Origin of the sequence: Streptomyces sp. NPDC051180 (assembly GCF_040689545.1) — a bacterium.
GTDB lineage: Bacteria > Actinomycetota > Actinomycetes > Streptomycetales > Streptomycetaceae > Streptomyces.
The window spans coordinates 71,256-92,876 of sequence record NZ_JBFBBC010000010.1 but is presented as its reverse complement, the minus strand read 5'-3'; the positions used below and the strand labels follow the sequence as shown (position 1 = coordinate 92,876).

The following is a 21,621-nucleotide window of genomic DNA, read 5'->3' as shown; positions in this document are numbered from 1 at the left end:
CACCCCCCCCCCCCCCCCCCCGCCCGCCCCCCCGCCCGCCCCCCGCCCCCCCCCGCCGCCCCCCCCCGCCCCCCCCCCCCCGGGGGGGGCGCGCCCCCCCCGCCCCCCCCCGCCGCCGTATTCCGGCTTGGGAAAGTCTTTATCGGTGGCATATGTCACCCGCCGTCAACCCCTCCTTACGGTCGCGTAGGTCACACCCGAAGGGGAAAAATGTGCTCCCGTGGCAGACGATTCGAGATCAAGAGACAAGAACGCATTCGGGTCGTACGCGGCGATCGGTGACAGCTTCACCGAGGGCGTCGGAGACCCCGGGCCCGACGGGACGTACGTCGGCTGGGCGGACCGCTTCGCGGTGCTGCTCGCCGACCAGCTGCCGGAGCACGACGACTTCCGCTATGCCAACCTGGCCGTACGCGGACGCCTCCTCGACCAGATCGTGGCGGAACAGGTCCCCCGGGCGAAGGAACTCGCCCCCGACCTGGTGACCTTCTGCGCCGGCGGCAACGACATCATCCGCCCCGGCACGGACCCCGACGACGTGGCCGAGCGCTTCGAGCGCGCCGTCGCCGACCTGACCTCCGCCGTCGGCACCGTCATGGTGACCACCGGCTTCGACACCCGCGACGTGATCCTCCTCAAGCACCTGCGGGGCAAGATCGCCACCTACAACGGGCACGTCAGGGCGATCGCCGACCGCTACGGCTGCCCGGTCCTCGACCTGTGGTCGCTCAAGTCCGTCCAGGACCGGCGGGCCTGGGACGACGACCGGCTGCACCTCTCGCCCGACGGCCACACCCGGGTCGCCCTGCGCGCCGCCCAGGTCCTCGGCATGCCGGTGCCCGCCGACCCGGACCAGGCATGGCCGCCGGTCCCGCCGCGCGGCCCGCTGGAGGTGCGCCGGGACGACATCCACTGGGCGAAGGAGTACCTCGTGCCGTGGATCGGACGCCGGCTGCGCGGCGAGAGCTCGGGCGACCACGTCGAGGCCAAGCGCCCCGACCTCATGCCGCTGTAGGTCCGGGCGGGACCGGCGGGGGCGGGACGGCGGGGATCCGCTCCAGCACCCCGCCGGCGAACACGTCGTACAGCGGCAGCGTCTCCAGGTGGACGTAGCCGATGTGGCAGTCGCAGACGGCGAGGGGGCAGGCGCGGGGGCGCAGCGCGGCGCGGTACGAGCCGTCGTACAGGTTCCCCAGCTCGGCCCTGACGAAGTGGCAGCGCCGCACCGTCCCCTCGCCGTCCACGGAGATCACCGACTCGCCCGTGCGACAGGGCAGCCCCGCCGAGCGGTGCGGATGCCTGCTGTAGGGGAAGAGCGGGTCGAGCGCCGTCCACGCGTCCGCCTCCGCGTCGGCGTAGGTGTGTCCCTCGGCCGCGTTCACCCAGAGGTAGACGTGCGACGGCAGCGCGGCGCGCAGCCGGCGGGCGTGCTCCAGGTGCTCGGGGAGGCCGACCACGCCGACACTGAACCGGACGCCCCGGTCGGCCAGATCGCGGCACTTCCCGAGGAAGCGCTCGTACGGCGTCTGACCCGGGTGGTACGTGCACCAGAGCGCGACGCGTGCGGGGTCCGCCTCCGCCAGCCAGTCGGTGCGGCAGCTCAGATTGGTCTGGATCGCCACCCGCTCGACGTGCGGCAGCCGGGACAGCTCGACCAGCGCCCGCCGGTACCAGGAGCGCACCAGCCCCTCGCCCCAGGGGGTGAAGAGGATCCGCAGCCGGTCGCCGGCCTGCCCCGCGGCCCAGCCGGTGAACCTCTCCAGCGCCGCCCGGTCCGCGCGCAGCAGCTCGGGGCTGTCGCGCCGCTTGGCGAAGGGGCAGTAGGGGCAGTCGAAGTCGCAGGAGGAGAGCGGACCCCGGTAGAGCACGGTGAGGTCCATGCCGGGGTCCGGCCCCGGGCCCGGGGCCGACGCGGAGGGCGGTGTCAGGTCCACGGCCGCCCCGCTACTTCGGCTCGTACGCGGCCATCGCGGCCCGCACACCGGAGGAGAACAGCTCGGGGCCCAGCCCGTCCGAGTGGGCCAGGCCCTCCGGCGACAGCCTCAGGAGTCCCGCGGGGGCGTCCCCGTCCAGCCAGCCGAACGCCTCGAACCGCGCCAGTTCCACCGGGAAGTCCGCGAACGGCGACGCGCCGAACCGCTCCTCGTACCCGGCGACCGGCATGCCCTCCGCCTGGAGCAGCGACTGCAGCAGATGGCGCCGCCGGGCCTCGTCCCCGTCCACCGCGCGGCCCACCTCGGCGTGCGCGAAGTCCCCGGTCTCCGTGTAGGCGTCGATCAGCGTCCGGATCTCCCGCATGTCGACGGCGTAGTCGAAGGAGTAGTGGAGCGTCGAGGTGTACGAGCGCGCCCCGCAGCCCAGGCCGATCATCCCGTCCGTCTGGCAGGCGTGGTCGTCCGGTCCGAGCGGGGCGGCGTCCGCGCGGCGGAACATCCGCATCGACACCTGGGTGTAGCCGTGCGCGAGGAGGTGGTCCCGGCCGTACCGGTAGAGACGGAGCCGCTGCTCGTCCCACGCGCGGTCGGCGGCGGCCGGGTCCTGGAGCCGGCCGAGGCCGGTGAGCGGCCGGACGTACAGCGGGTAGAGGTACAGCTCCTCCGGCCGCCAGGCCAGCGCGGCGTCCAGCGAGACCCGCCAGGACCGCTCGGTCTGGCCGTCGATGCCGTAGATCAGGTCGATGTTCAGCACGGGGACGCCGGTGTCGCGGATCCGGCCGAGCGCCGCCTCCACGTCGGAACGCCGCTGCGGCCGGACCGCGGCCCGCGCCTCGGCCTCCACGAAGCTCTGCACGCCGATGCTGAGCCGGGTCGCGCCCCGCTCGGCGAGGAGGGAGAGCCGGTCGGCCGTCGCGGTCGAGGGCGAGGTCTCCACCGAGAGCGGCACCGCCTTCAGGTCCGCGCCCATCCGCTTCTCCGCGATGTCGCAGAGCCGCTCCAGCTCCCCGGCGGTGAGGAAGGTGGGCGTGCCGCCGCCGAAGGCCGCCGTGGCGAACCGCACCGGGCCGTCGTCGCCCAGCGCCTCGCGCACGGCCGCGGCCTGGCGGTCGAGCGCGTCCAGATAGCGGGTCGTCAGCTCGTCCGGGGCGCCGACGCGGGTGAAGAGGTTGCAGAAGCCGCAGCGGACCTCGCAGAACGGTATGTGCGCGTAGAGGGAGAGGGCGTCCTTGGGCTGGTCCGCCCACAGGCTCCGGAGGGCCGGCCGGCCGGGGAGCGGGCGGTACGCGGTCTTGTGCGGGTAGGCGTAGACGTAGCTGCCGTAGGGGCGGGGGACGGGGGTGTTCACGCGGCGGCCTCCCGGTCGGGTCCCGGCAGGACGAACTGCGCGTACGGCACGGTCCACACGACCTCGTGGCCGATCCGGTGGCCGGTGTGGCCGTCCTCGCCGTACGCGGTGCCGTGGTCGGAGCAGACGACGGCGAAGCAGGGCCGGCGGCTGCTCATGGCGGCGAAGAGCCGGCCGATGTGCCGGTCGACGTACTCCAGGGCCGCGGCGTGCGTCTCCCACGAGTCGCCGGCCTCGCGGGTCGCCCCGGGCGTGTGGAACCAGTTGGGCTGGTGCAGCGCCGAGACGTTGACGAAGAGGAAGAGCGGCCGCTCGCGGGGGAGACCGGCCACCACCTCCTCGGCGCGCTCGACCTGGGACTCGAACGAGGTCGGCGAGGCGACGCCGAAGGAGGGCTCCCAGTGGCTCTCCTGGAACAGGCCGGGCAGCACCGTGCCCAGCGGCGGCTGCTTGTTGAAGAAGCCCACCCCGCCGACGCACACCGTCCGGTAGCCCTCGGCGGCGAGCGCGGACACCAGGTCGGGGGTGTCGTGCACGAAGGTGCCGCCGGCGGTCGTCTCGCTCCCCGCGAACCGGGCCGCGAACAGGCGCGGGTGCGGCCCCGGGGCGGCCGGGGTCGGGAGGAACCCGGCGAACATCGCCTGGTGCGAGGCGTAGGTGAAGCTCCCGGGCGCGTGCCGGCGCTCCCAGACACCGCCGGGCAGATGCCGGGCCAAGTGGGGGAGACGGCCCTCGGCCAGCAGCTCGACGGCCACGTCGTACCGGAGCGTGTCGAGGGTGACCAGGAGCAGGTCGTGGCTGCCGACGATCGCGTTCATGTCGGGCTGGTTCACGTGGTGCTCGTTCCTGTGGTGCGGTTCTCGTGCGGCGGGCGTCCCGCCCCGGGCGGAGCGGCGCCCGCGGCGGCGTGGGTCGGACCGGCGGCGCGGGGGCCGGGGAATCCGGCCGCGACCTGCGCCCCGTACGTGTCGAGGCCCTCGGCGCCGCTGCCGGGCAGGCCCGTGAGGCCGGGCAGCAGATCGCCGAAGGCGTTGACCTCGCCCACGGCGAAGCGCCGCCAGCCCGCCGCGGGCAGCAGGTCGACGCCCACGCAGCGGGTGCCGGGGAAGGCGGCGGCCGCCCGCTCGCAGACGCCGAGCGCCTCCTCCCAGCGCCCGCCGGCGGCGGTGATCGCGGCCCGGGCGGCCGCCAGGTCGCCCCGGGCGCCGCCCAGGTGCAGATTGGTCATGGGGGAGCGGCTGGTGCGCAGCACGGCGTGGGTGGCGCGGCCGTCGATCACCACCACCCGCAGGTCGGCGGCCCGGCCTTCCTGGGTGGCCTTCGGCAGCCACCTCTCGACGTGCAGGCCGTCGGGAGCGAGGGCGTCCACGATCGGGGCGATCTCCGACTCGCCCGTGTAGCGGCGTACCCGCAGGGAGTTGAAGAGCCGTCCGCCCGGCCCGCGCTCCACCGACGTGGTGGCCTGGAACCGGCCCGCCCCGTTCGTCTCCACCGCCAGCACCCCCGAGGCCGAGGAGCCGTGCGCGAGCTTCACGAACACCCGGCGCAGGCCGGGCCGCCCGGTCAGCTCCCGGACGTCCGCCCAGCCGCGTACGACGGGGGCGGCGGCCCCGGACGTCGGCGACACGGGCACCGGCACCCCGGCGGCCCGCAGCCGCTCGTGGCCCAGCCGCTTGTCGAAGAGGAGGGACAGCTCGCCGGGGTCGTCGACCAGGGCCGCCCCCGACTCCGCGACCGTGCGGGCGAGGCCCGCCACGGCGGCCGTGAACCGCGCGTACCAGAGGCCGCTGCCCTCGACCCGGGCCGGATCGTCGACGCCCCGCAGCAGCCGGTCGGCCACCGGGTCCTCGCCGGGCGAGTCCAGCCGTACGGTCTCGCCGGCGGCGAACCGGGCCTCGCCCCGCAGCACCTCGGGCCAGGACACCACCCGCGCCCCCGGCAGCCCGGCGGCCCGCAGCGCGTCCTGGAGGAACGCGACGCGGCGGCCCGCGGGATCGCCGACGACCACCGGGCGCCACCCGGTGACGGAGGGACGCGGGAGGACGGTCATTCGGCGACCGCGACGTACCGGTAGACCTCGCCGTCCCCGTCGTCCTCCGGCTCCTGGGCGTCGTCGAGGTCGACGGTCACGCCGTGCGGGACGAGCGCGGCGCGGACCCGCTCCTGCATCGCCTCGGAGAGGTAGTGGTGGGACAGGTCGAGGTGGCCGAGGTGCGTCAGCGGCTGGCCGTCGAGGAGCGCGGCCGCGCCCTCGTCGGTGAGCACCCCCATGGAGAGGTCGAGCCGCTCGATCCGCGCGACGACGGGCGCGCCCGCGACGGCGGACGCGACGGCGTCCTGCACGACGCTGTTGCGCAGGCCCAGACGGCGCAGGGCCGGGAAGGCCGTGCCGGCGAGCAGCGGCGCCAGGTCCTCCGGGGTGCTGTCGCCGCCGTACTCGTCGGTGCCGAGCCAGAGTTCCAGGTTCTCCAGGGCGGGCAGGTCACTGCCCACGATGCCGCGGACCACCTCGGCGCCGAGCCCGCCGGTCTCCACCACCAGGGTCTCCAGACCGGTGTGCCGGACCGGCGGGAAGACCAGCGAGGAGCCCCCGCGCACACCGAGCTCGCGCAGCTCCGGATAGGCGGCGAGCAGCGGCGTCACGTCGGACTGGATGATCCAGGAGATCTCGCAGTCCTCACCCGTCATGTCCCCGAGGAACACCGCCGCCAGCCCCGTCAGGCGGTTGTTGGCGCCGATCAGGGCGGTCACGATGTCCGCCGACGAGTTCTCGTACGCCTCGTCCCAGCCGCCCACGACCAGCGCGCGCACCCGCCCGGTGTCGACCGTCCTCAGGAACCGCGCGAACCGCGCGTCCCACAGCTCGTCCCCGGGATCGGAGTACGTCGGCGCGGAGATCCGCCAGGCCACCCGGTCGGCGTCGGGCAGCTCGACCCGCGCGTCGGCGCCCGGGAAGTCGAACACGGGCAGGCCGTGGAATTCCTGCAGGTAGTGGCCAACGGTCATGACGGTGCTCCAGACAACGGACGAGAGGGGTCGGCTGACGGAGAGAGTTCTACCAAGCCCCACCGACAACGCCCGTGACCGGGTCGCCCCGACCGGGCCGGGGACCGGTGGAGGCCGTGCCCCCCGACCCGCCGAAGGACCGTTGTCAGTGCCTCCCCCTAGCGTCGTCACCGTGTCCGGCCGACCGTGCCGGACGACGAGGGGGAGAGCCATGTACCGGCAGGGAGACGTGCTGATCGCGCCCGTCGACGAGGGGGCCGTCCCGGCACGGGCCAGGACCGCGGCGGGGGAGCCCAGGGACGGCCGGGGCCGGCTGGTCCTCGCCCTCGGCGAGGTCACCGGCCACGCCCACGCCGTCCCCGGACCCGGCCGCCTCGTGCGGGAGCAGGGCCCGTTCGGCCCGTTCCTGCTCGAACTGCCCGAGGGCGGCCGGGTGGTGCACGAGGAGCACGCGCCGATCCCGCTGCCACGGGGCTGGTACCGGGTGGTGCGCCAGCGGGAGTACGTGCCCGGCGCGTACCGGATCATCGCGGACTGACGTCCGCCGGACCGCAACGACAGACGTGGGGGAGACCGACATGAACGACACCACCGCGCGGGACCGGTGGCGGGCCGTCGCCGCGGCCACCGGCCCGGCCGACCGCGCCGCCGCGGAGGCCGGCGTCCTGCTCGCCTACCGCTCCGCGGGACTCGCCGCGCCGCGCCGGATCCTGTGGGCCGACTCGCCGCTCGCGGCCGTCACGCTCCTGCCGGACCTGACCGACCGGGGCCGCTCGGTGCGGGACGAGGTGCGCACCCGCCCGTGGGCGGCCGAGCGCCGCCGCGTCCACGACGTGCTGGGCCCGGCCGGCTGGGCCGACCACTGGCAGCGGACCGGGGCCGCCCTGTGGGACCCCACCCGCGCCCTCGCCGACCGGATACGGGCCGGGGTGACGCAGGCCCTGACGGACCCGGACGCGGTCTCCGCGGACCCGGAGGCCACCGCGTCGGCCACCGGGACCGCCGTGCGGCTGCTGCTGCTCGACGCCGTGCTCGGCCAGCACGACGCCGCCTGGCTCGCCGCCTTCGACGGTCACGGCGACCGTCTGGCGGGCCTCGCCGCCGTGGCCGCGCACGCCGGCTGGTGGTGGCCCTACGAGGACGTCGCCGTCCTCTGCGAGCGGCCGGTCGAGCTGCACCGGGACGAGGCGGGCCGGCTCGACCGCGGGGACGGCCCCGCGCTCGCCTTCCCCGACGGCTTCGCCCTGCACGCCTGGCGGGGGATGCAGGTGACCGCCGGATTCCTCGCCGGCCTCGTGGACCTCACCCCCGAGCGGATACGGGACGAGGAGAACGCCGAACTGCGCCGCGTGATGCTGGAGCACCACGGCTACGACCGCTACCTCGCCGCCTCGGGGGCCCGGCACCAGCACCGCGACGAGACCGGCGTCCTGTGGCGGATCGAGTTGCCCGACGACGAGGACGTCGTGATGGTCGAGGTCGTCAACTCCACGCCCGAGCCGGACGGCAGCCACCGCACGTACTGGCTGCGGGTGCCGCCCACGACGCGCACCGCGAGGGAGGGCGTCGCCTGGACCTTCGGGCTGCGCCCCGAGGCGTACAAGCCGCTCGTGCAGACCTGAGCGGAGCCCGCCGCGAGCGCCCCGGCTGGTACGGAGAGGTGAAGGGAGGCGCCGGTCAGGAGTGGCGCGCGGGAGCCCGCGCCGCCGGGTGCTGGGATGTGCCCGCCGGAGCCCCGGCCACCCCTCCCGAAAGGACCGCCCGTGACGATCCGCCGGCCCAGCGCCGCCCGCACCGCCCGTCTGCTCGCCGCCACCGCCGTGCTCGGCGGCCTCCTCGCCGGCACCGCGGCGCCCGCCCTGGCCGCGGCGCCCGCGCGGACGTCCGCCCCCGCCGCCCAGGAGCCCGCGCCCGCGACGGTCACCGTCGCCGGGCAGGGCCGCGCGTCCGCGGCGCCGGACCTGGCGATCCTCTCCGTCGGCGTCGAGGCCAGCCGGAAGACGGCCAACGAGGCGATGGCCGCGCAGAGCACGGCCGCCGAGGCCCTCCTCGACGTGCTGCGCCGCCAGGAGATCGCCGACCGGGACATCCGTACCGACAGCCTCTCCCTGTCCCCGGTCTACACGCAGAACGCGGCGGGCGAGAGCAAGGTGACCGCCTACCAGGCCGGACAGAACTTCTCGGTGAAGGTCCGCGTGATCGACCGGACGGGTCAGGTCATCGGCGCGGTCAACGGCGCGACGGGGGACTCGGGCCGGATCAACGGCGTCGTCTTCGACGTCGCCGACCCGACGTCGCTGCGGGTCAAGGCGCGGGAGGCCGCCTACCAGGACGCGTACGACAAGGCGTCCCAGCACGCCCGGCTCAGCGGGCACCGGCTCGGCCGGCTGGTCTCGCTCACCGAGGGCGAGTCCGTGCGGCCCGGTGCCGGCGCGGCGCCCGCCCTCGCCGCGGACGAGCCGAGCGTGCCGCTGGCCCCCGGCGAGATCGAGGAGCAGGTCACGGTCTCGGCGGTGTACGAGCTCCTCTGACGAGGCGCGGGGCGGTGGACGGGGCGCACGCCCGCGCCCGAGCCGGTCGGGCGCACGCTCGTGCCCGGGCCGGTCAGCGGGGCGCGGGTCCGGGCGCCGGGGCGGGGGCGGCCGGCTCGTCCGGCAGTCCCAGTTCCCGTGCGAGGGCGGCGTCCGCCCACCGGAGCATGGCGGTGCGGGAGAGGGAGCCGGCGTAGGCGGTGGTCTGCACGGCGAGGCCGTCGAGGAAGGCCGTGAGGCGCCAGGCGGCGGCCGCCGGGTCGGGGCAGTCGAACTCGCCGGCGGCGGTCCCCTCGGCGATCACCCGCGTCAGCGCCGCCTTCCACTCCTGGTCGAGCGAGGTGGCGACCCGGCGCAGCCCGGGGTCGCGCAGCGAGGCCGCCCAGCCCTCGATCCACAGCCGCCAGCCCTTGGCCTGGCCGGTGGGCGCGTACCAGCGGACCGCGGCACGGAGCCGCCGGACCGCCGGGGCGCGGCGGCCGAGGAGCCTGCGCAGGTGGGCGAGGTCGGCCTCGGCGGCATGCGCGAAGGCTGCCGCGACCAGCTTCTCCTTGGTGGAGAAGTGGTAGAGCACCAGGGCGTTGCTGACGCCGAGCGCGGTGGCGACGTCGGAGATCCGGACGGCCGCGACCCCGCGCGCCTCGATCTGTTCGACCGCGGCACGCAGCAGCTCGTCCCGCCGCTCCGCCACGTTCAACCGCACTCTCGCCACGTCGGGCAGCCTACACAGCGCAGGTCGCGGCCATGATCGACTTCCGTGTCCGCGCGTGGCCGTCTCAGTACCAGCCGTAGCGTTCGGCGATCACCGGCAGCCGCTCCGCCACCAGCGCGTGCGCCGCGGCGCGCGGGCTCGTACCGTCGGCCTCGGCCCGGTCCAGCATCCCGCCCACCAGTGTGCGCATGGCCGCGCGCACGCGATCGAACGCCTGTTCGGCATCGGCCTCGATGTCGCCGAAGAGCGTCCACCACCACCAGGCGTTGGTGCACGAGTTCACCACCACGTCCGGCAGCACGGTCACCCCGCGCTCGGCCAGCGCCTCCTCCGCCTCGGGGAGCACCGGCATGTTGGCCGCCTCCGCGATCCAGCGGGCCGTGATCCGCGCCTGGTTCCCGGCGTCGACCGCGTACGAGACGGCCGCCGGGACGAGCACCTCGGCCTCCGCCGACAGCCAGGCGTCCGCCGGCTCCTCCCGGTCCCCGGGCCGCAGCGCCGAGCGGTCGACGGCGCCGTGGGCGTCACGGGCGGCCAGCAGCGCCTCCACGTCGAGCCCGTCGGGGTTCGCCATCGTGCCCCGGACGTCGGCGACGGCGACCACCCGCAGCCCGGCCCGGGCCAGGAAGCGGGCGGTCGCCCCGCCCATGGTGCCGAGCCCCTGGAGCGAGACCCGGGTCCCGGCGTACTCCCGGCCGGCCCGGTCGAGGGCCACGAGCACGGACTCGGCCACCCCCAGCCCGCCGACCAGCTCGTCGAGGCCGATGCCGTCGACCTCGATCGCGAACGCGTCGGCGAGCCGCTTCCGGGCCGCCGCCTCGTCCTCCAGGAGCGGGTACACGGCCTGCACCGAGGACTCCAGACCCGCCTCCGCCACGGCCCGGTCCACCAGCTCCTGGGTGAGGCCCAGGTCCTCCCCGGTCGTCCAGAACCGCTCCACGTAGGGCCGCATGGCGCGCAGGTAGCGGACCAGGACGCCGTACGCCTGCGGGGAGCGGGGATCGCAGTCGATGCCGCCCTTCGCGCCGCCCAGCGGCACGTACCGGGCCGAGGGGTCGTAGTGCAGGGCCTCCTTCATCGTCATCCCGCGGGCCAGCCCGGCCACCTCCTCGGCGGTGCAGCCCTCTCGCATGCGCAGGCCGCCGCTGGCCACGCCGCGGACCAGCCGGTCCACGACCAGATGGCCCCGGCGGCCGGTGACGTGGTCGGTCCAGGCGACGGAGAGCAGGGGGTCGGTACGCATCGCGCGGCTCCTCGGGAGGGACGGACGGCCGGACGGCCTTACTGAACGATGGTTCAGTATGAACGACCGCCCCGGCCGTTCGCGGCGCGGGCCGCCCATAATGGAACGACCCCCAGAGACCAGGAGGCCCTGTGACCGGTACCGGCTCCGACCGCTCGCCGCGCGCCCGGCTGCGCGCGCTCCGCCCCGAGTCCTTCGGCGCGGATCCCACGGGAGCGCGCCTCGCCCGCATCCAGGGCTCGCCGAACTTCGCGGACGGGATCTTCCAGAACCCCGAACCCGCCCGACGCGGCCCCTCCGGCTCCACCGTCGACCTCGCCAAGATCTACTTCGACAAGGAAGGACGGACGCGCCGCGCCCCCACCGGCACGATCCCCGTCCATCCGACCACCCTGGCGGACCTGGCCAAACCCCCGGCCACCGGGCTGCGCATCACCTGGATGGGGCACTCCGGCGTCCTCGCGGAGATCGACGGCCGCCGGGTCCTCTTCGACCCCGTCTGGGGCGACCGCTGCTCCCCCTTCCCCTTCGCCGGCCCCAAGCGGCTCCACCCGGTGCCCCTCCCGCTCGCCGCGCTCGGCCCGGTCGACGTCGTGGTGATCTCGCACGACCACTACGACCACCTCGACCTGCCGACGATCAAGGCCCTCGCCACCACCGACACCGTCTTCGCGGTGCCGCTGGGAGTCGGCGCGCACCTGGAGCGCTGGGGCGTGCCCGCCTCCCGCCTGCGCGAGCTGGACTGGAACGAGTCCACCGAGATCGGCGACCTGACCCTCACGGCCACCCCGGCCCGCCACTTCTGCGGCCGCGGCCTGCGCAACCGGCAGATGACGCTCTGGGCCTCCTGGGTCGTCGCGGGGCCCGGCCACCGGATCTTCCACAGCGGCGACACCGGCTACTTCTCCGGCTTCGAGACCATCGGGGCCGCCCACGGCCCCTTCGATGTCACCATGATCCAGATCGGTGCCTACTCCGAGTTCTGGACCGACATCCACATGACCCCCGCCGAGGGCATGCGCGCCCACCTCGACCTCCAGGGCGGCGGGCCCGGCGGCGTCCTGCTGCCCATCCACTGGGGCACCTTCAACCTCGCGCCGCACCCCTGGGCCGAGCCCGGCGAGTGGACGAAGGACGCCGCGGACGAGGCCGGCCAGGCCGTCGCCCTCCCCCTGCCCGGCGAGCCCTTCGAACCCGCCGGCAAACTCCCCGGCGAATCCTGGTGGCGGGCCGTCTCCCACCCGGGCCCCCGCCCGTGGCGCCGCCCCCGCCCCGCCCCCGCCCCGACCGGCGACCACGCGGACGACCTCGACCTCGCCGGCGAACGCTGACGCACCCGCCCGGCCCGAGCCGGTCCCTCCCGTCCCACATCGTGATCTCCCGCGGTGTGGGACGAGGCGTTTTCCGGGGGGAGGGGATCACCGACGGTCACCCTCCGGTCGCGGAGGAGGGCAGGGCGGAGGGGGCGCGGACGGCGGCCGGGGGGCCGGACGCCGGGGCGTGAGTGGCGCATGGGGGGAGTGGGAGGGAGCGCGGACGGGGTGGGGGAGTGCGGACCTGACGGTCCGTGGCCTCCTCGGGGGCATTCCGTTCAGGAACGATTTCCGCAGAGGGCGGGGGCGAGTTCACGCCTCCGCCTCCTTCCGTTCCTGCTCAGGGGGCGGCGCGGACGGTACGTCAGCGCGTTTCGGCCAATGCTTCTCGGCCTGTCGTGCGAGGGGTGATACCAGACGGGGTCGGACTACGGGTAAGTTTGCCAACTGCGCACCGCACATGAACGGTTGACGACTACAGTGTGTGGTTGATGATCATCGGTAGGCTCATCGCACCCCCCACGTAGACCACCCCCCGAAGACCCCGCAGAACACTCCCGCAGTACGCCGATTCCCGGGCACGTACCAAGGACACTCATGTCTCAACTTCGCGCACCCGCCTCGCGGTCCGACCGACGCGAGGGCGGGCGGCACGGCCGGTCAGGCGCCCGCTCCGCCTCCGGCAGCGGCAGTACCCCGCCGGCCCCGCCCGCCGCACCGCTGTCGACGGAAGCCCGCATACGCCCCCAACTCCTGCGCACCTCCGTGCTCCCCGCCGTCGCGGTGGCACTGGGCGGCGCGGCGGCCGTCCTCTTCACCATCCGCTCCACCGGAGCCAGCCCCACCCCCGGCCTCTGGGCCGCCCTCACGGGAGCGGCGGCCCTCACGGTCGCCTCCGTGACGGCCGCGGCGCTGGGCGCCGACCGGGCCGCCAAGGCCGTTCTCGACCGCTGCAACGCCCTGCGCCGCTCCAGTGCCCGCGGCCAGAGCGAACTGCGGACCGTCGTCGAACAGTTGCGCAAGGGCGAGGGCATCCCGCCCCGGCCCGCCCTGCCGACCGGCACCGTCACAGGTGACGAATTCGACCTCCTGTCGCAGGAGCTGAACCGGTCCCACGAGGCCGCCGTCGCCGCCGTCGTCCAGGCGTCCCGGCTCTCCAGCAGCGTCGGCAACGAACAGAAGGTCGAGGTCTTCGTCAACCTCGCCCGGCGCCTGCAGTCCCTGGTCCACCGCGAGATCCAGCTCCTCGACGAACTGGAGAACGAGGTCGAGGACCCGGAGCTGCTCAAGGGTCTGTTCCACGTCGACCACCTGGCCACCCGCATCCGCCGGCACGCCGAGAACCTCGCCGTGCTCGGTGGCGCCATCTCCCGCCGCCAGTGGTCGAATCCGGTCACCATGACCGAGGTGCTGCGCTCCTCCATCGCCGAGGTCGAGCAGTACCCGCGCGTGAAGCTGGTCCCCCCGATCGACGGTACGCTCCGGGGCCATGCCGTGGCCGACGTCATCCACCTCCTCGCCGAACTCGTCGAGAACGCGACGCTCTTCTCCGCGCCGCACACCACGGTGCTGCTCCGCGCCCAGTACGTCACGGCCGGCCTCGCGATCGAGGTCGAGGACCGCGGCCTCGGCATGCCCGTCACCGAGCAGAACAAGATGAACGCCCTGCTCGCCGACCCCGACCAGGTCAACGTCGCCCACCTCCTCCAGGACGGGCGCATCGGGCTCTTCGTCGTCTCCGCACTGGCCCGGAGGCACGGCATCGCCGTCCGCCTCCAGTCCAACATCTACGGCGGCGTCCAGGCCGTCCTCGTCCTCCCGCAGGGCCTGCTCGGCGCCGACCCCGAGGGGCTGGCGCAGCACGAGCGCCAGACCGCCGCGACCCCCGGATCGTCCGCGATCCCGCCCGGCCAGGTGCAGCTGCAGCCGCAGCCCGCCCCGGTCTCCCCGCCGCCGGCCGCCGCCCCGCCGGCCCCGGCCCCGGCCCCGGTGCCGCGCCCCACGACGGCCCCGGCCCCGGTGCAGAACCCCTTGACGGCCCCCCTGCCGAGCCCCGCGGCGGCGCCCGCCCCGGTGCACGCCCCGGCGCCGGCCGCCGCGTACGGGACGGCCCCCGCCGCCCCCGTACCGCCGTCCGCCCCCTTCCCGGAGCGGGCCGCCGCCCGCCCCGAGGAGGCTCCCGACTCCGGCTCGCACGTGTACCCCCGTACGCATCCGCAGTCGAACGGGTATGCGGGCTTCGAGCACGCCCCCGCGATATCGGGTCAGCCGGGCGGCGCCGACCACACGGCACCGCCCGCCTCCCTGGTCTCACCGCTCCCCCCGGCTCCCCGTGCCGAGGAGAACGGACGCCCGCTGCTCCCCAAGCGGCGCGCCCAGGAGCACCTCGTCCCGCAGCTGCGCGACGAACCCGTGGCCCGCAGGACCGAGGAGCACGCCCTGCACGACCCCGGTCTGATGGCCGCGTTCCAGCGTGGAATCGGCCTCGCCGAGTCCCAGCCCGCCCCCCAAGAAGCGCTGCGTCCAGGCGACGCGCACAAGGAGTAGATGCACCATGGCGAGCAATGTGCCGACCGGCCATTCCTCGGACCTCGACTGGCTGCTGAGCGGACTGGTCCAGCGGGTCCCGTACACCCGCAACGCCGTTCTGCTCTCCTCCGACGGCCTCGTGAAGTCCGTGCACGGCCTCGACCCCGACGCAGCCGACCACATGGCGGCGCTCGCCTCCGGGCTGTACTCGCTCGGGCGCAGCGCCGGCGCCCGGTTCGGTGACGGCGGCGAGGTCCGGCAGGTGGTCGTGGAGCTCGACTCCACCCTCCTGTTCGTCTCCACCGCGGGCTCCGGCACGTGCCTGGCGGTCCTCGCCGGGCGCGAGGCGGACGCCGCCGTCCTCGGGTACGAGATGGCGATGCTCGTCAAGAGCGTCCGGCCGTACCTGGTCACCCCCGCCCGGCAGGCCGCAGGCATGGTCGGTGGCCTGGGACAGTGAACGTGACATCCGCTCAGGAAGGGCCCTGGCTCGACGACGCCGCCGGCCGGCTGATCCGTCCGTACACCGTCAGCGGTGGCCGGACCAAGCCGACCACAGCGCTCGACCTGCTGTCGATGGTGATGGCGACCGGTTCGTCACCGCAGACGCACATGGGGCCCGAGCACAACCTGGCCCTCGGGCTGTGCGACGGGCCCACCTCGGTGGCCGAGATCGCGGCGCACTTACGGCTCCCGGCCGTGGTCACCAAGGTCCTCCTCTCCGATCTCGTGGACTGCGGGGCGCTCACCGCCAGGGCCCCCCGGTTCCACGCCTACTCAACCGACCGTTCCTTGCTGGAGGCAGTGCTCGATGGCCTACGACAACGGCTCTGAGCGTCATGACGGCTCCGCGGCCGACCCCTTCCCCACCGCGCTCAAGATCCTGGTGGCGGGCGGATTCGGCGTGGGCAAGACGACCCTCGTGGGCGCGGTCAGCGAGATCGAACCGCTGAGCACCGAGGAGCTGCTGACCTCGGTCAGCGCCGCCACGGACAGCCTGGAGGGCGTGGAGTCCAAGACCACGACCACCGTCGCCATGGACTTCGGCCGCATCACGCTGGACGACCGGCACGTGCTCTACCTGTTCGGCACGCCGGGCCAGGAGCGCTTCTGGTTCATGTGGGACGAGCTGTCCGAGGGCGCCCTCGGAGCGGTCGTCCTCGCCGACACCCGCCGGCTCCAGGAGTGCTTCTCCGCCGTGGACTTCTTCGAGCGGCGGGGCATCCGCTTCGTCGTCGCGGTCAACGAGTTCGACGGCGCCTACCGCTACGAACCGAACGAGGTACGGGCCGCCCTCGACCTCAAGCCGGACGTGCCGGTCGTCCTCACCGACGCCCGGATCTCCAGCTCCGGCATCCGCACCCTGCTCACCCTCGTGCAGCACCTCCTCACCACCATCCCGGACACCGTGCCGAGCTACGGAGCCACGCCATGACGTACGACCCGACGGGTCACCTCCTGCTGACCCCCATCGACAAGGAGGCGCCGGCCCGTGTCCAGCGGCTGCGCGAACTCGGGCTCGGTGAGCGGCCGGACCCGGCGTTCGACGAGTTCGCCCACCGGCTCGCGGAGGTGACCGGCGCACCGTTCTCGATGGTCAACTTCATCGACGAGAACCGGCAGTTCTTCGCCGGGCTGCACACCCCCGAGGGCACCCACTCGGGCAGCGACCTCGGCGCGGCCGCCGCGGGCGCGGGTGGCGTCGGCCGCTTCATGGCCCGTGACCACGGCTACTGCCCGCACGTGGTGGTCCGTCGCAAGGCGCTCGTCCTGGAGGACGTCTGCGACTACCCGCGCTTCGCGGGGAACCCGGTCGTGGACGAGATCGGCATCCGCTCCTACATGGGGGCGCCGCTCATCGACCGTACCGGCGTCGCGCTGGGCACCATCTGCGTGGTCGACACCGACGTCCGGCCGTGGGGGCGCGCCGGTCTGGAGACGATCAAGGGGATGGCCGCCGAACTGATGGAGCAGATCAACCGGCGCGAGGACAGCATGTTCTGACCGTCCCCGCGGGACACACACCGGAGCCCCGGTGCGGCGATCGCCGCACCGGGGCTCCGGTGTCGTGAGGGGTGGGCGCGTCAGGCGTGCACCGGCTCCAGGTCCGGTGTGCGGACCAGCTCGGAGAGGCGCTCGGACCAGCTGCCCTTGTCCTGGCCGAGGGCGACCTCGGCCAGCCGCAGGAGCTGGATGTCGGAGGTGCCCGCCGGGGCGAAGATGTGGTGCGCGTCCCGGAGGTACCGCTCGATGGCCCGGTCGGTGAAGAGGCCCGCCGCGGCGTGGATCTCCATGGCGTTGCGGCCGGAGTCCACGGCCGACTCCACGTTGACGAGCTTGGCGTTCATCAGCTCGGCGTCGCAGGACAGGCCCTGGTCGAGCAGGTGCACCGCGTGGTAGGCGGCGAGCCGGGCGGTCATCAGCCGGGACTGCATCTGGCCGAGCTTCAGCTTGACCGTCGGCAGGTCGTGGAGCGGCTTGCCGTAGCGGATGCGCTCGGAGGCGAACCGGGTGGTCTCCTCCAGGATCGCCTGGTGGATGCCGAGCGAGACGGCGGTGAGGTTGGCCCGCCCGTACAGCACGCTGGAGGAGTACGCGACGGCGAGGCCGTCGCCCTCGTCGCCGAGGCGGTGGGAGGCCGGAACCCGGCAGTTCTCGAAGATCAGCTCGCCGAAGCTGAAGCCGTGCAGGCCCATCGCCGGCTTCTGCGGACCGGTCCTGAACCCCGGGCGATCGGATTCGACCAGGAAAGCGGTGAGTCCCTTCGATCCGGGACCGGTCCGGACCACGACGCCGTGCAGATCGCCCACGTGGCTGTTGCCGACGTAGACCTTGCTGCCGTTCAGGATGTAGTCGTCGCCGTCCCGCACCGCGCTGGCGCTCATGCCGAGGACATGGCCACCCGACTCGGGCTCGGTGACCGCGATGGTCGGCAGGCACTCGCCGGAGGCGACGGCGGGCAGCCAGGTCTTGCGCTGCTCGTCGCTGCCGAAGTGGACGATCTTCGCCGTTCCCAGCTGGGACGCCTGGACCATGGCACCCATGGCGCCGCTGACCCGGGAGAGCTCCTCGATGATGATCGTCTTGGCCAGATGGCCGGCGCCCATGCCGCCGTACTCCTGGCTGATCGTCGCGCCCAGCCAGCCCTGCTCGGCGATGCGCCGGGACAGTTCGTGGTGGACGGTCCGGGACTCCTCCATCTCGGCTATTCGTGGCCGAACCTCACGCTCAGCGAAGTCGCGGACCGTCTTCCTGAGCTGATGATGCAGTCGGCTGCTGAAGTAGCTGTCCATCCGAGTCCCTCCCGCGAAACGCCTGACCGGTGGGGTTGACCGGGCAGGTGGTACATCGGCAGTGGTCCCGTCCCGAACAGGCCGACCACTTCATGGTGTTGATCTTTCCGGGGTGGAGCAATATCGCCACGATTTTTGGCCGAAACCGGAATGGTTGACGATTGTTTCCGACTGTGTTTCGCGTGCTCTCGGCCTGCTCGGTCCGATCCCGGGTCCCTTCCCCGTGGGCATCTTTCTGCCACATGCCAACGGCATCGAAGTCGTGGGCATATGGCCCCGAGCCCCTTCGCTTCACCACATGCACCCCTTCTTCACCAGAGAGGCGGCATTCCGGATCTCTTCCGCCCCGTCTCCTGCCCAGGTGGCGGGCCCACCGGAGCTCCGTGACGCCCTTCTCGGCCCTGCCCGGGGGGCGCGCAGGCGCATCGCCAGGCGCCCCGGCGCATCACGGAGAGTGAGCATCCGGCTCCCATGTGCGCCCCTCCCGTGTGCCGCGAAAGGCGTTCGTGACCACCCACGAAAGTGCGGTATTGTTCTCATGCGCGTTCGGCCAGGGGAAACCCCAGGTCAGACGGGCATCGGGACGTGGCGCAGCTTGGTAGCGCACTTGACTGGGGGTCAAGGGGTCGCAGGTTCAAATCCTGTCGTCCCGACTCGAAAGAGTCGTGGTTCGAGGGGCCGTTTCAGAGAGATCTGAAACGGCCCCTCGACCGTTTCCGGGAGGAGTGAGGGGCCACGGCCGGGGCGCCGCGTCGGCGCTCTCGGACGAGGGCCCCGCGCGGGTCTCCGCTAGCCCACGAGGTGCTTCGCCCCGCCGGAGACCGGCGGGGTGACGCGCAGGCGGGTGATGACCTCCTCACGGGCGACCGCCGGCAGGAAGTACCGCCACAGGGCCGCGACCTGCTCCAAGAGGTCGCGCCGACCCGTGGAGATGTGGGAGTAGAGCTGCACGCCGGAGTACGAGGCCATCAGGATGGTCGCGAACTCCCGTTCGTCGACGCCGAAACGCAGCTCGTTGCGGGTGCGCGCGGCCATCAGCTGGCGGTGGAAGTGCTCCGCCCACTCCTCGTACGCCGTGGCGTCGCGGCCGCCGAACTCCTGCTGCTCGACGGCCAGCCGGACGCTCGCGCGAAACAGGACGTTGTTCTGGAGTTCCTGGGCGAGGTGATAGCTGGTGTCGATGAGGCGCTGCAGCCCGTCCGGGCCCTTGGGCAGCTCGACGAAGCTCTGCTGGGCCGCCACGACCGCCTCGGCGATCTCCCGCTTCGACTTGAAGTGGAAGTACATCCCACCCTGAGTGACCTGCGCTCTTTCCATGATCGTCCGGATGCTGGCGGCGTGGTACCCGCACTCGTCGAAGACTTCGGCGGCCGCTCGCAGGACGGTCTCACGCGTCCTCACGGCACGCTCCTGGCGCAATTTGGACATCGTGGTCCGTCCCTTCGAAAAACGATCGATCTGTATTTTACGTCTGTTCACACCATCAGCCCGCATGGGGGTCGAGCGGGCGCCGGACCCCCTCCCAGAGGGTGTCCCACAGCCGGGAGCATTCCTCCTGGGGCACCTCCAGCGCACGCGCCCGGGGCACCCGGGGCCAGCAGCCCGCTCCGTAGACGAACAGGGTCACGAGCATCTCCACCTCCTCGGGGCGGAGCCGGTCGGGCAGACCGCCGCTCAGGTACGCCTGCCGGGCCAGTCGCCGGACGGCGCCGAACCATGGGGCCGACCACGTCGTCTCGGCGTCCGGCCGGTCGAGTTCGAGACGGATGGAGCAGCGGACCTCGACGGACTCGCGGATGCTGTGCATCAGGTCGGACACCAGGTCGCCGAGCTGGGCCAGGGGCTCACGCCCCGGCTCCGCGCGCGGCGCCTCCTCCGGTGTGACGCCGATGAGTTGGCGGGCGCGGTGGACGACGGCGTCGGCGAGGTCGTCCTTGTTCTCGAAGTGGAAGGTGAGCGCGCCCGTCGAGAGGCCGGCGGTCCTCGAGATCCGGCTCAGCGAGGTCGCCGCGTACCCGTGACGGTCGAACTCGATGGCGGCGGCCCGGATCAGGGCCGCTCGTGTGCGCGCGGCGCGCTCTTGTGTCATGGCTCTGGCCCTTGTCTGCTCGCCGGTTCGCAACCGCTCCACCAGGGGGTCGATGACGTCGCGCGCGGGCCGCGGCACCAGGGCCCGTACCGGAGTCACCGGAAGTAAAGACTCTACAAAGAAACCCGCCGTCCTGGCGGAGGGGTCGGCGCTCTCGGCTCGATCTGGCCGCAACTTACAGAGCGATCGCCTTGTTTACGTCCCCCGGGGTGCCCCGGAGTTCTGTGACGCTCCTCACGGGCGGGCCGGTGTGTCGCTTCCGGACGATCGTACGACCGATGGGCGAGGGTTGGCTTGAACAGGGGGAATCCACCTCGTCAGGTGTTCGTTACCCGCCGGACGCGTGGCTGTGACCGGATCCTGATTCTCTCGGGTGGCGGCCTCAGGGACGCGTCAAATGAGGTCGACAAAAAAAACAATCGTCCTTTATCTTTCTTGGGCCGCAGGGCTTGCGGCTCTACGGACGACGACGTTCGTGCTCTCGATCGAATGCAGGCATCTGCTCGTGAGGTTCGGAGTACTGCACATGCCCCACACCCTCCCCACCGCCGGAGTGACCGCCGTGTCACGGCAGTTGGTCCACAAGTCCGCCGTCAGCGAGGTCCTCCTCACCGGCTACGAGCGCACGGGCGACGACACGTTCACCGTCACCGCGCAGTGGCCCCGGTCCCACAGCTTCTACGACGTCGTGGCGGGGTGGCACGACCCGCTCCTCGTCGTCGAGACGGTCCGCCAGTGCATCCCCTTACTCAGTCACCTCGGCTACGGGGCACCGGACGACCACCGTCAGATCTGGGACCACCTCACCTGGTCCGTCGAGCACGAGGCGCTGCGGGCGACGACGGCCCCGCCCGAGATACACCTGGCCGTCCGGTGCCGCGACGTCGTGAGCCGCGGCGGCCGGCCCGTGGCCATGGTTCTCACCGCCGAACTCCTGCGCGACGGGGTGCCGTTGGGCAGCGCGACGACGCGCTTCACCAGCCATTCCCCCTCCGTCATCGCCCGGCTGCGGGACCCCTACCGGAAGCTCCTCAGCTCGACCCTGCCGCCCGTCTCGCTGCCCGCCCCCGTTCCCGCCGAGCACGTCGGACGGGACCGTCCCCGGGACGTCGTCCTGGCGCCGGGCGGAGCCCCGCACCGCTTCCTCCTGAGGATGGACGGACGGCACCCCGTCCTCTTCGACCACGAGACCGACCACGTGCCCGGCATGCTCCTCGTGGAGGCGGCGCGCCAGGCCGCCCAGGCCGTCGCCCATCCGGCCACGGCACGGATCACCGGGATGGACAGCGTCTTCGACAAGTACGTCGAGTTCGACCGGGTGTGCGTCATCGAGGCCGAGGTGCTCTCCGAGAGTGCCTCCGGCGAGGTGTCGACGCGTGTCACGGCGGTCCAGGACGGAGCGGTCGCGTTCACGGCCGTCGTCACCGCCCACCGCGCGCCCGCCGTCGACCACTTCGCGCGGAGCTACTGACCCGGCGTCCACGGCGGACCGGACCCGGCGCGGGGCGGCCGGATCCGCCGATCGCGCCCGGGAACCCGTCGAGGGTCCAGGGGCGCCGCTCTCCCGCGCGGACCGGACGCGGGAGGCGTCCGCCGAAGACGAGCCACATCGACCAGGGGGAA

At 73.4% G+C, this 21,621-nt stretch carries 21 protein-coding genes and 1 tRNA gene; 12 read left to right on the top strand and 10 right to left on the bottom strand.

Translation table 11 applies throughout. The features are described from left to right. Nucleotides 1-220 precede the first annotated feature (220 nt). Nucleotides 221-1,015, top strand: a complete 795-nt coding sequence (locus AB0424_RS19225; RefSeq protein ID WP_366306900.1) for an SGNH/GDSL hydrolase family protein — start codon at nucleotides 221-223, stop codon at nucleotides 1,013-1,015. Here AB0424_RS19225 and AB0424_RS19220 read toward each other — a convergent pair. The 5 genes from AB0424_RS19220 to AB0424_RS19200 form a co-directional block, all read right to left on the bottom strand. Further along, a complete protein-coding gene (locus AB0424_RS19220) occupies nucleotides 1,002-1,880 on the bottom strand; it encodes an STM4011 family radical SAM protein (RefSeq protein ID WP_366306898.1) in 879 nt (292 codons plus the stop codon). The genes AB0424_RS19225 and AB0424_RS19220 overlap by 14 nt on opposite strands. 64 nt (nucleotides 1,881-1,944) lie before the next feature. After that, on the bottom strand, nucleotides 1,945-3,282 hold the full coding sequence (locus AB0424_RS19215; protein ID WP_366306896.1) for an STM4012 family radical SAM protein: 1,338 nt from the start codon (nucleotides 3,280-3,282) through the stop codon (nucleotides 1,945-1,947). Beyond that, nucleotides 3,279-4,100, bottom strand: a complete 822-nt coding sequence (locus AB0424_RS19210; protein WP_366307266.1) for an STM4013/SEN3800 family hydrolase — start codon at nucleotides 4,098-4,100, stop codon at nucleotides 3,279-3,281. Before AB0424_RS19210 ends, AB0424_RS19215 begins: the two co-directional genes overlap by 4 nt. An 11-nt stretch (nucleotides 4,101-4,111) precedes the next feature. After that, nucleotides 4,112-5,332 carry an STM4014 family protein gene (locus AB0424_RS19205; RefSeq protein ID WP_366306894.1) on the bottom strand — a complete coding sequence of 407 codons (1,221 nt, stop codon included), beginning with the start codon at nucleotides 5,330-5,332 and terminating at the stop codon, nucleotides 4,112-4,114. Further along, complete coding sequence (locus tag AB0424_RS19200; protein WP_366306892.1) at nucleotides 5,329-6,288, bottom strand: STM4015 family protein; 960 nt, start codon at nucleotides 6,286-6,288, stop codon at nucleotides 5,329-5,331. The genes AB0424_RS19205 and AB0424_RS19200 overlap by 4 nt, the downstream gene beginning before the upstream one ends. A gap of 211 nt (nucleotides 6,289-6,499) precedes the next feature. Between AB0424_RS19200 and AB0424_RS19195 the strand changes: the two genes are divergently transcribed. From AB0424_RS19195 to AB0424_RS19185, 3 genes are all read left to right on the top strand, one after another. Further along, nucleotides 6,500-6,826, top strand: a complete 327-nt coding sequence (locus AB0424_RS19195; protein ID WP_366306890.1) for a hypothetical protein — start codon at nucleotides 6,500-6,502, stop codon at nucleotides 6,824-6,826. A 40-nt stretch (nucleotides 6,827-6,866) separates the two neighbouring features. Then, nucleotides 6,867-7,910: a DUF6745 domain-containing protein gene (locus AB0424_RS19190; protein ID WP_366306889.1), complete on the top strand. Its 1,044-nt coding sequence runs from the start codon at nucleotides 6,867-6,869 to the stop codon at nucleotides 7,908-7,910. Nucleotides 7,911-8,051: 141 nt separating this feature from the next. Continuing rightward, nucleotides 8,052-8,819 carry an SIMPL domain-containing protein gene (locus AB0424_RS19185; protein ID WP_366306887.1) on the top strand — a complete coding sequence of 256 codons (768 nt, stop codon included), beginning with the start codon at nucleotides 8,052-8,054 and terminating at the stop codon, nucleotides 8,817-8,819. A gap of 73 nt (nucleotides 8,820-8,892) precedes the next feature. Here AB0424_RS19185 and AB0424_RS19180 read toward each other — a convergent pair whose 3' ends face one another. Then, on the bottom strand, nucleotides 8,893-9,531 hold the full coding sequence (locus AB0424_RS19180; protein ID WP_366306885.1) for a TetR/AcrR family transcriptional regulator: 639 nt from the start codon (nucleotides 9,529-9,531) through the stop codon (nucleotides 8,893-8,895). Nucleotides 9,532-9,595: 64 nt separating this feature from the next. Beyond that, nucleotides 9,596-10,774 (bottom strand): Glu/Leu/Phe/Val dehydrogenase dimerization domain-containing protein, encoded by a 1,179-nt coding sequence (locus AB0424_RS19175; protein ID WP_366306883.1) that lies wholly within the window; start codon nucleotides 10,772-10,774, stop codon nucleotides 9,596-9,598. Nucleotides 10,775-10,905: 131 nt separating this feature from the next. Between AB0424_RS19175 and AB0424_RS19170 the strand changes: the two genes are divergently transcribed. The 6 genes from AB0424_RS19170 to AB0424_RS19145 all read left to right on the top strand — a co-directional run bounded on the left by AB0424_RS19170 (nucleotide 10,906) and on the right by AB0424_RS19145 (nucleotide 16,620). Continuing rightward, nucleotides 10,906-12,105, top strand: coding sequence for an MBL fold metallo-hydrolase (locus AB0424_RS19170; protein ID WP_366306881.1), 1,200 nt, complete (start codon nucleotides 10,906-10,908; stop codon nucleotides 12,103-12,105). Between the two features lie 579 nt (nucleotides 12,106-12,684). Then, nucleotides 12,685-14,634 carry an ATP-binding protein gene (locus AB0424_RS19165; RefSeq protein WP_366306879.1) on the top strand — a complete coding sequence of 650 codons (1,950 nt, stop codon included), beginning with the start codon at nucleotides 12,685-12,687 and terminating at the stop codon, nucleotides 14,632-14,634. Between the two features lie 7 nt (nucleotides 14,635-14,641). Then, entirely contained in the window at nucleotides 14,642-15,076 is a 435-nt protein-coding gene (locus AB0424_RS19160; RefSeq protein ID WP_366306877.1) for a roadblock/LC7 domain-containing protein, read from the top strand. A gap of 2 nt (nucleotides 15,077-15,078) precedes the next feature. Then, nucleotides 15,079-15,450, top strand: a complete 372-nt coding sequence (locus AB0424_RS19155; RefSeq protein ID WP_366306875.1) for a DUF742 domain-containing protein — start codon at nucleotides 15,079-15,081, stop codon at nucleotides 15,448-15,450. Then, nucleotides 15,428-16,051: an ATP/GTP-binding protein gene (locus AB0424_RS19150; protein WP_366306873.1), complete on the top strand. Its 624-nt coding sequence runs from the start codon at nucleotides 15,428-15,430 to the stop codon at nucleotides 16,049-16,051. The genes AB0424_RS19155 and AB0424_RS19150 overlap by 23 nt, the downstream gene beginning before the upstream one ends. Then, nucleotides 16,048-16,620: a GAF domain-containing protein gene (locus AB0424_RS19145; protein WP_366306871.1), complete on the top strand. Its 573-nt coding sequence runs from the start codon at nucleotides 16,048-16,050 to the stop codon at nucleotides 16,618-16,620. The genes AB0424_RS19150 and AB0424_RS19145 overlap by 4 nt, the downstream gene beginning before the upstream one ends. Nucleotides 16,621-16,700: 80 nt before the next feature. On the opposite strand, the gene AB0424_RS19140 is transcribed toward AB0424_RS19145, so the two are convergent. Next, nucleotides 16,701-17,909: an acyl-CoA dehydrogenase family protein gene (locus AB0424_RS19140; protein ID WP_366306869.1), complete on the bottom strand. Its 1,209-nt coding sequence runs from the start codon at nucleotides 17,907-17,909 to the stop codon at nucleotides 16,701-16,703. Nucleotides 17,910-18,488: 579 nt separating this feature from the next. Here AB0424_RS19140 and AB0424_RS19135 point away from each other — a divergent pair. Next, nucleotides 18,489-18,562: transfer RNA gene (locus AB0424_RS19135), tRNA-Pro, on the top strand. 136 nt (nucleotides 18,563-18,698) lie between these two features. On the opposite strand, the gene AB0424_RS19130 is transcribed toward AB0424_RS19135, so the two are convergent. Together AB0424_RS19130 and AB0424_RS19125 are read right to left on the bottom strand one after the other, a co-directional pair. Next, nucleotides 18,699-19,310, bottom strand: coding sequence for a ScbR family autoregulator-binding transcription factor (locus AB0424_RS19130; RefSeq protein ID WP_366306867.1), 612 nt, complete (start codon nucleotides 19,308-19,310; stop codon nucleotides 18,699-18,701). Nucleotides 19,311-19,392: 82 nt separating this feature from the next. Beyond that, entirely contained in the window at nucleotides 19,393-19,998 is a 606-nt protein-coding gene (locus tag AB0424_RS19125; RefSeq protein ID WP_366306865.1) for a helix-turn-helix domain-containing protein, read from the bottom strand. A gap of 526 nt (nucleotides 19,999-20,524) precedes the next feature. Here AB0424_RS19125 and AB0424_RS19120 point away from each other — a divergent pair. Beyond that, on the top strand, nucleotides 20,525-21,469 hold the full coding sequence (locus tag AB0424_RS19120) for a ScbA/BarX family gamma-butyrolactone biosynthesis protein (RefSeq protein ID WP_366306863.1): 945 nt from the start codon (nucleotides 20,525-20,527) through the stop codon (nucleotides 21,467-21,469). Nucleotides 21,470-21,621 lie beyond the last annotated feature (152 nt).

Bases quoted from the DNA above. Each gene is read 5' to 3' on its own strand.
- AB0424_RS19120 (WP_366306863.1), top strand. From the start codon at position 20,525: ATGCCCCACACCCTCCCCACCGCCGGAGTGACCGCCGTGTCACGGCAG.
- AB0424_RS19125 (WP_366306865.1), bottom strand. From the start codon at position 19,998: ATGACACAAGAGCGCGCCGCGCGCACACGAGCGGCCCTGATCCGGGCC.
- AB0424_RS19160 (WP_366306877.1), top strand. From the start codon at position 14,642: ATGGCGAGCAATGTGCCGACCGGCCATTCCTCGGACCTCGACTGGCTG.
- AB0424_RS19205 (WP_366306894.1), bottom strand. From the start codon at position 5,332: ATGACCGTCCTCCCGCGTCCCTCCGTCACCGGGTGGCGCCCGGTGGTC.
- AB0424_RS19220 (WP_366306898.1), bottom strand. From the start codon at position 1,880: ATGGACCTCACCGTGCTCTACCGGGGTCCGCTCTCCTCCTGCGACTTC.
- AB0424_RS19140 (WP_366306869.1), bottom strand. From the start codon at position 17,909: ATGGACAGCTACTTCAGCAGCCGACTGCATCATCAGCTCAGGAAGACG.
- AB0424_RS19150 (WP_366306873.1), top strand. From the start codon at position 15,428: ATGGCCTACGACAACGGCTCTGAGCGTCATGACGGCTCCGCGGCCGAC.
- AB0424_RS19190 (WP_366306889.1), top strand. From the start codon at position 6,867: ATGAACGACACCACCGCGCGGGACCGGTGGCGGGCCGTCGCCGCGGCC.
- AB0424_RS19200 (WP_366306892.1), bottom strand. From the start codon at position 6,288: ATGACCGTTGGCCACTACCTGCAGGAATTCCACGGCCTGCCCGTGTTC.
- AB0424_RS19145 (WP_366306871.1), top strand. From the start codon at position 16,048: ATGACGTACGACCCGACGGGTCACCTCCTGCTGACCCCCATCGACAAG.
- AB0424_RS19165 (WP_366306879.1), top strand. From the start codon at position 12,685: ATGTCTCAACTTCGCGCACCCGCCTCGCGGTCCGACCGACGCGAGGGC.
- AB0424_RS19175 (WP_366306883.1), bottom strand. From the start codon at position 10,774: ATGCGTACCGACCCCCTGCTCTCCGTCGCCTGGACCGACCACGTCACC.
- AB0424_RS19195 (WP_366306890.1), top strand. From the start codon at position 6,500: ATGTACCGGCAGGGAGACGTGCTGATCGCGCCCGTCGACGAGGGGGCC.
- AB0424_RS19210 (WP_366307266.1), bottom strand. From the start codon at position 4,100: ATGAACGCGATCGTCGGCAGCCACGACCTGCTCCTGGTCACCCTCGAC.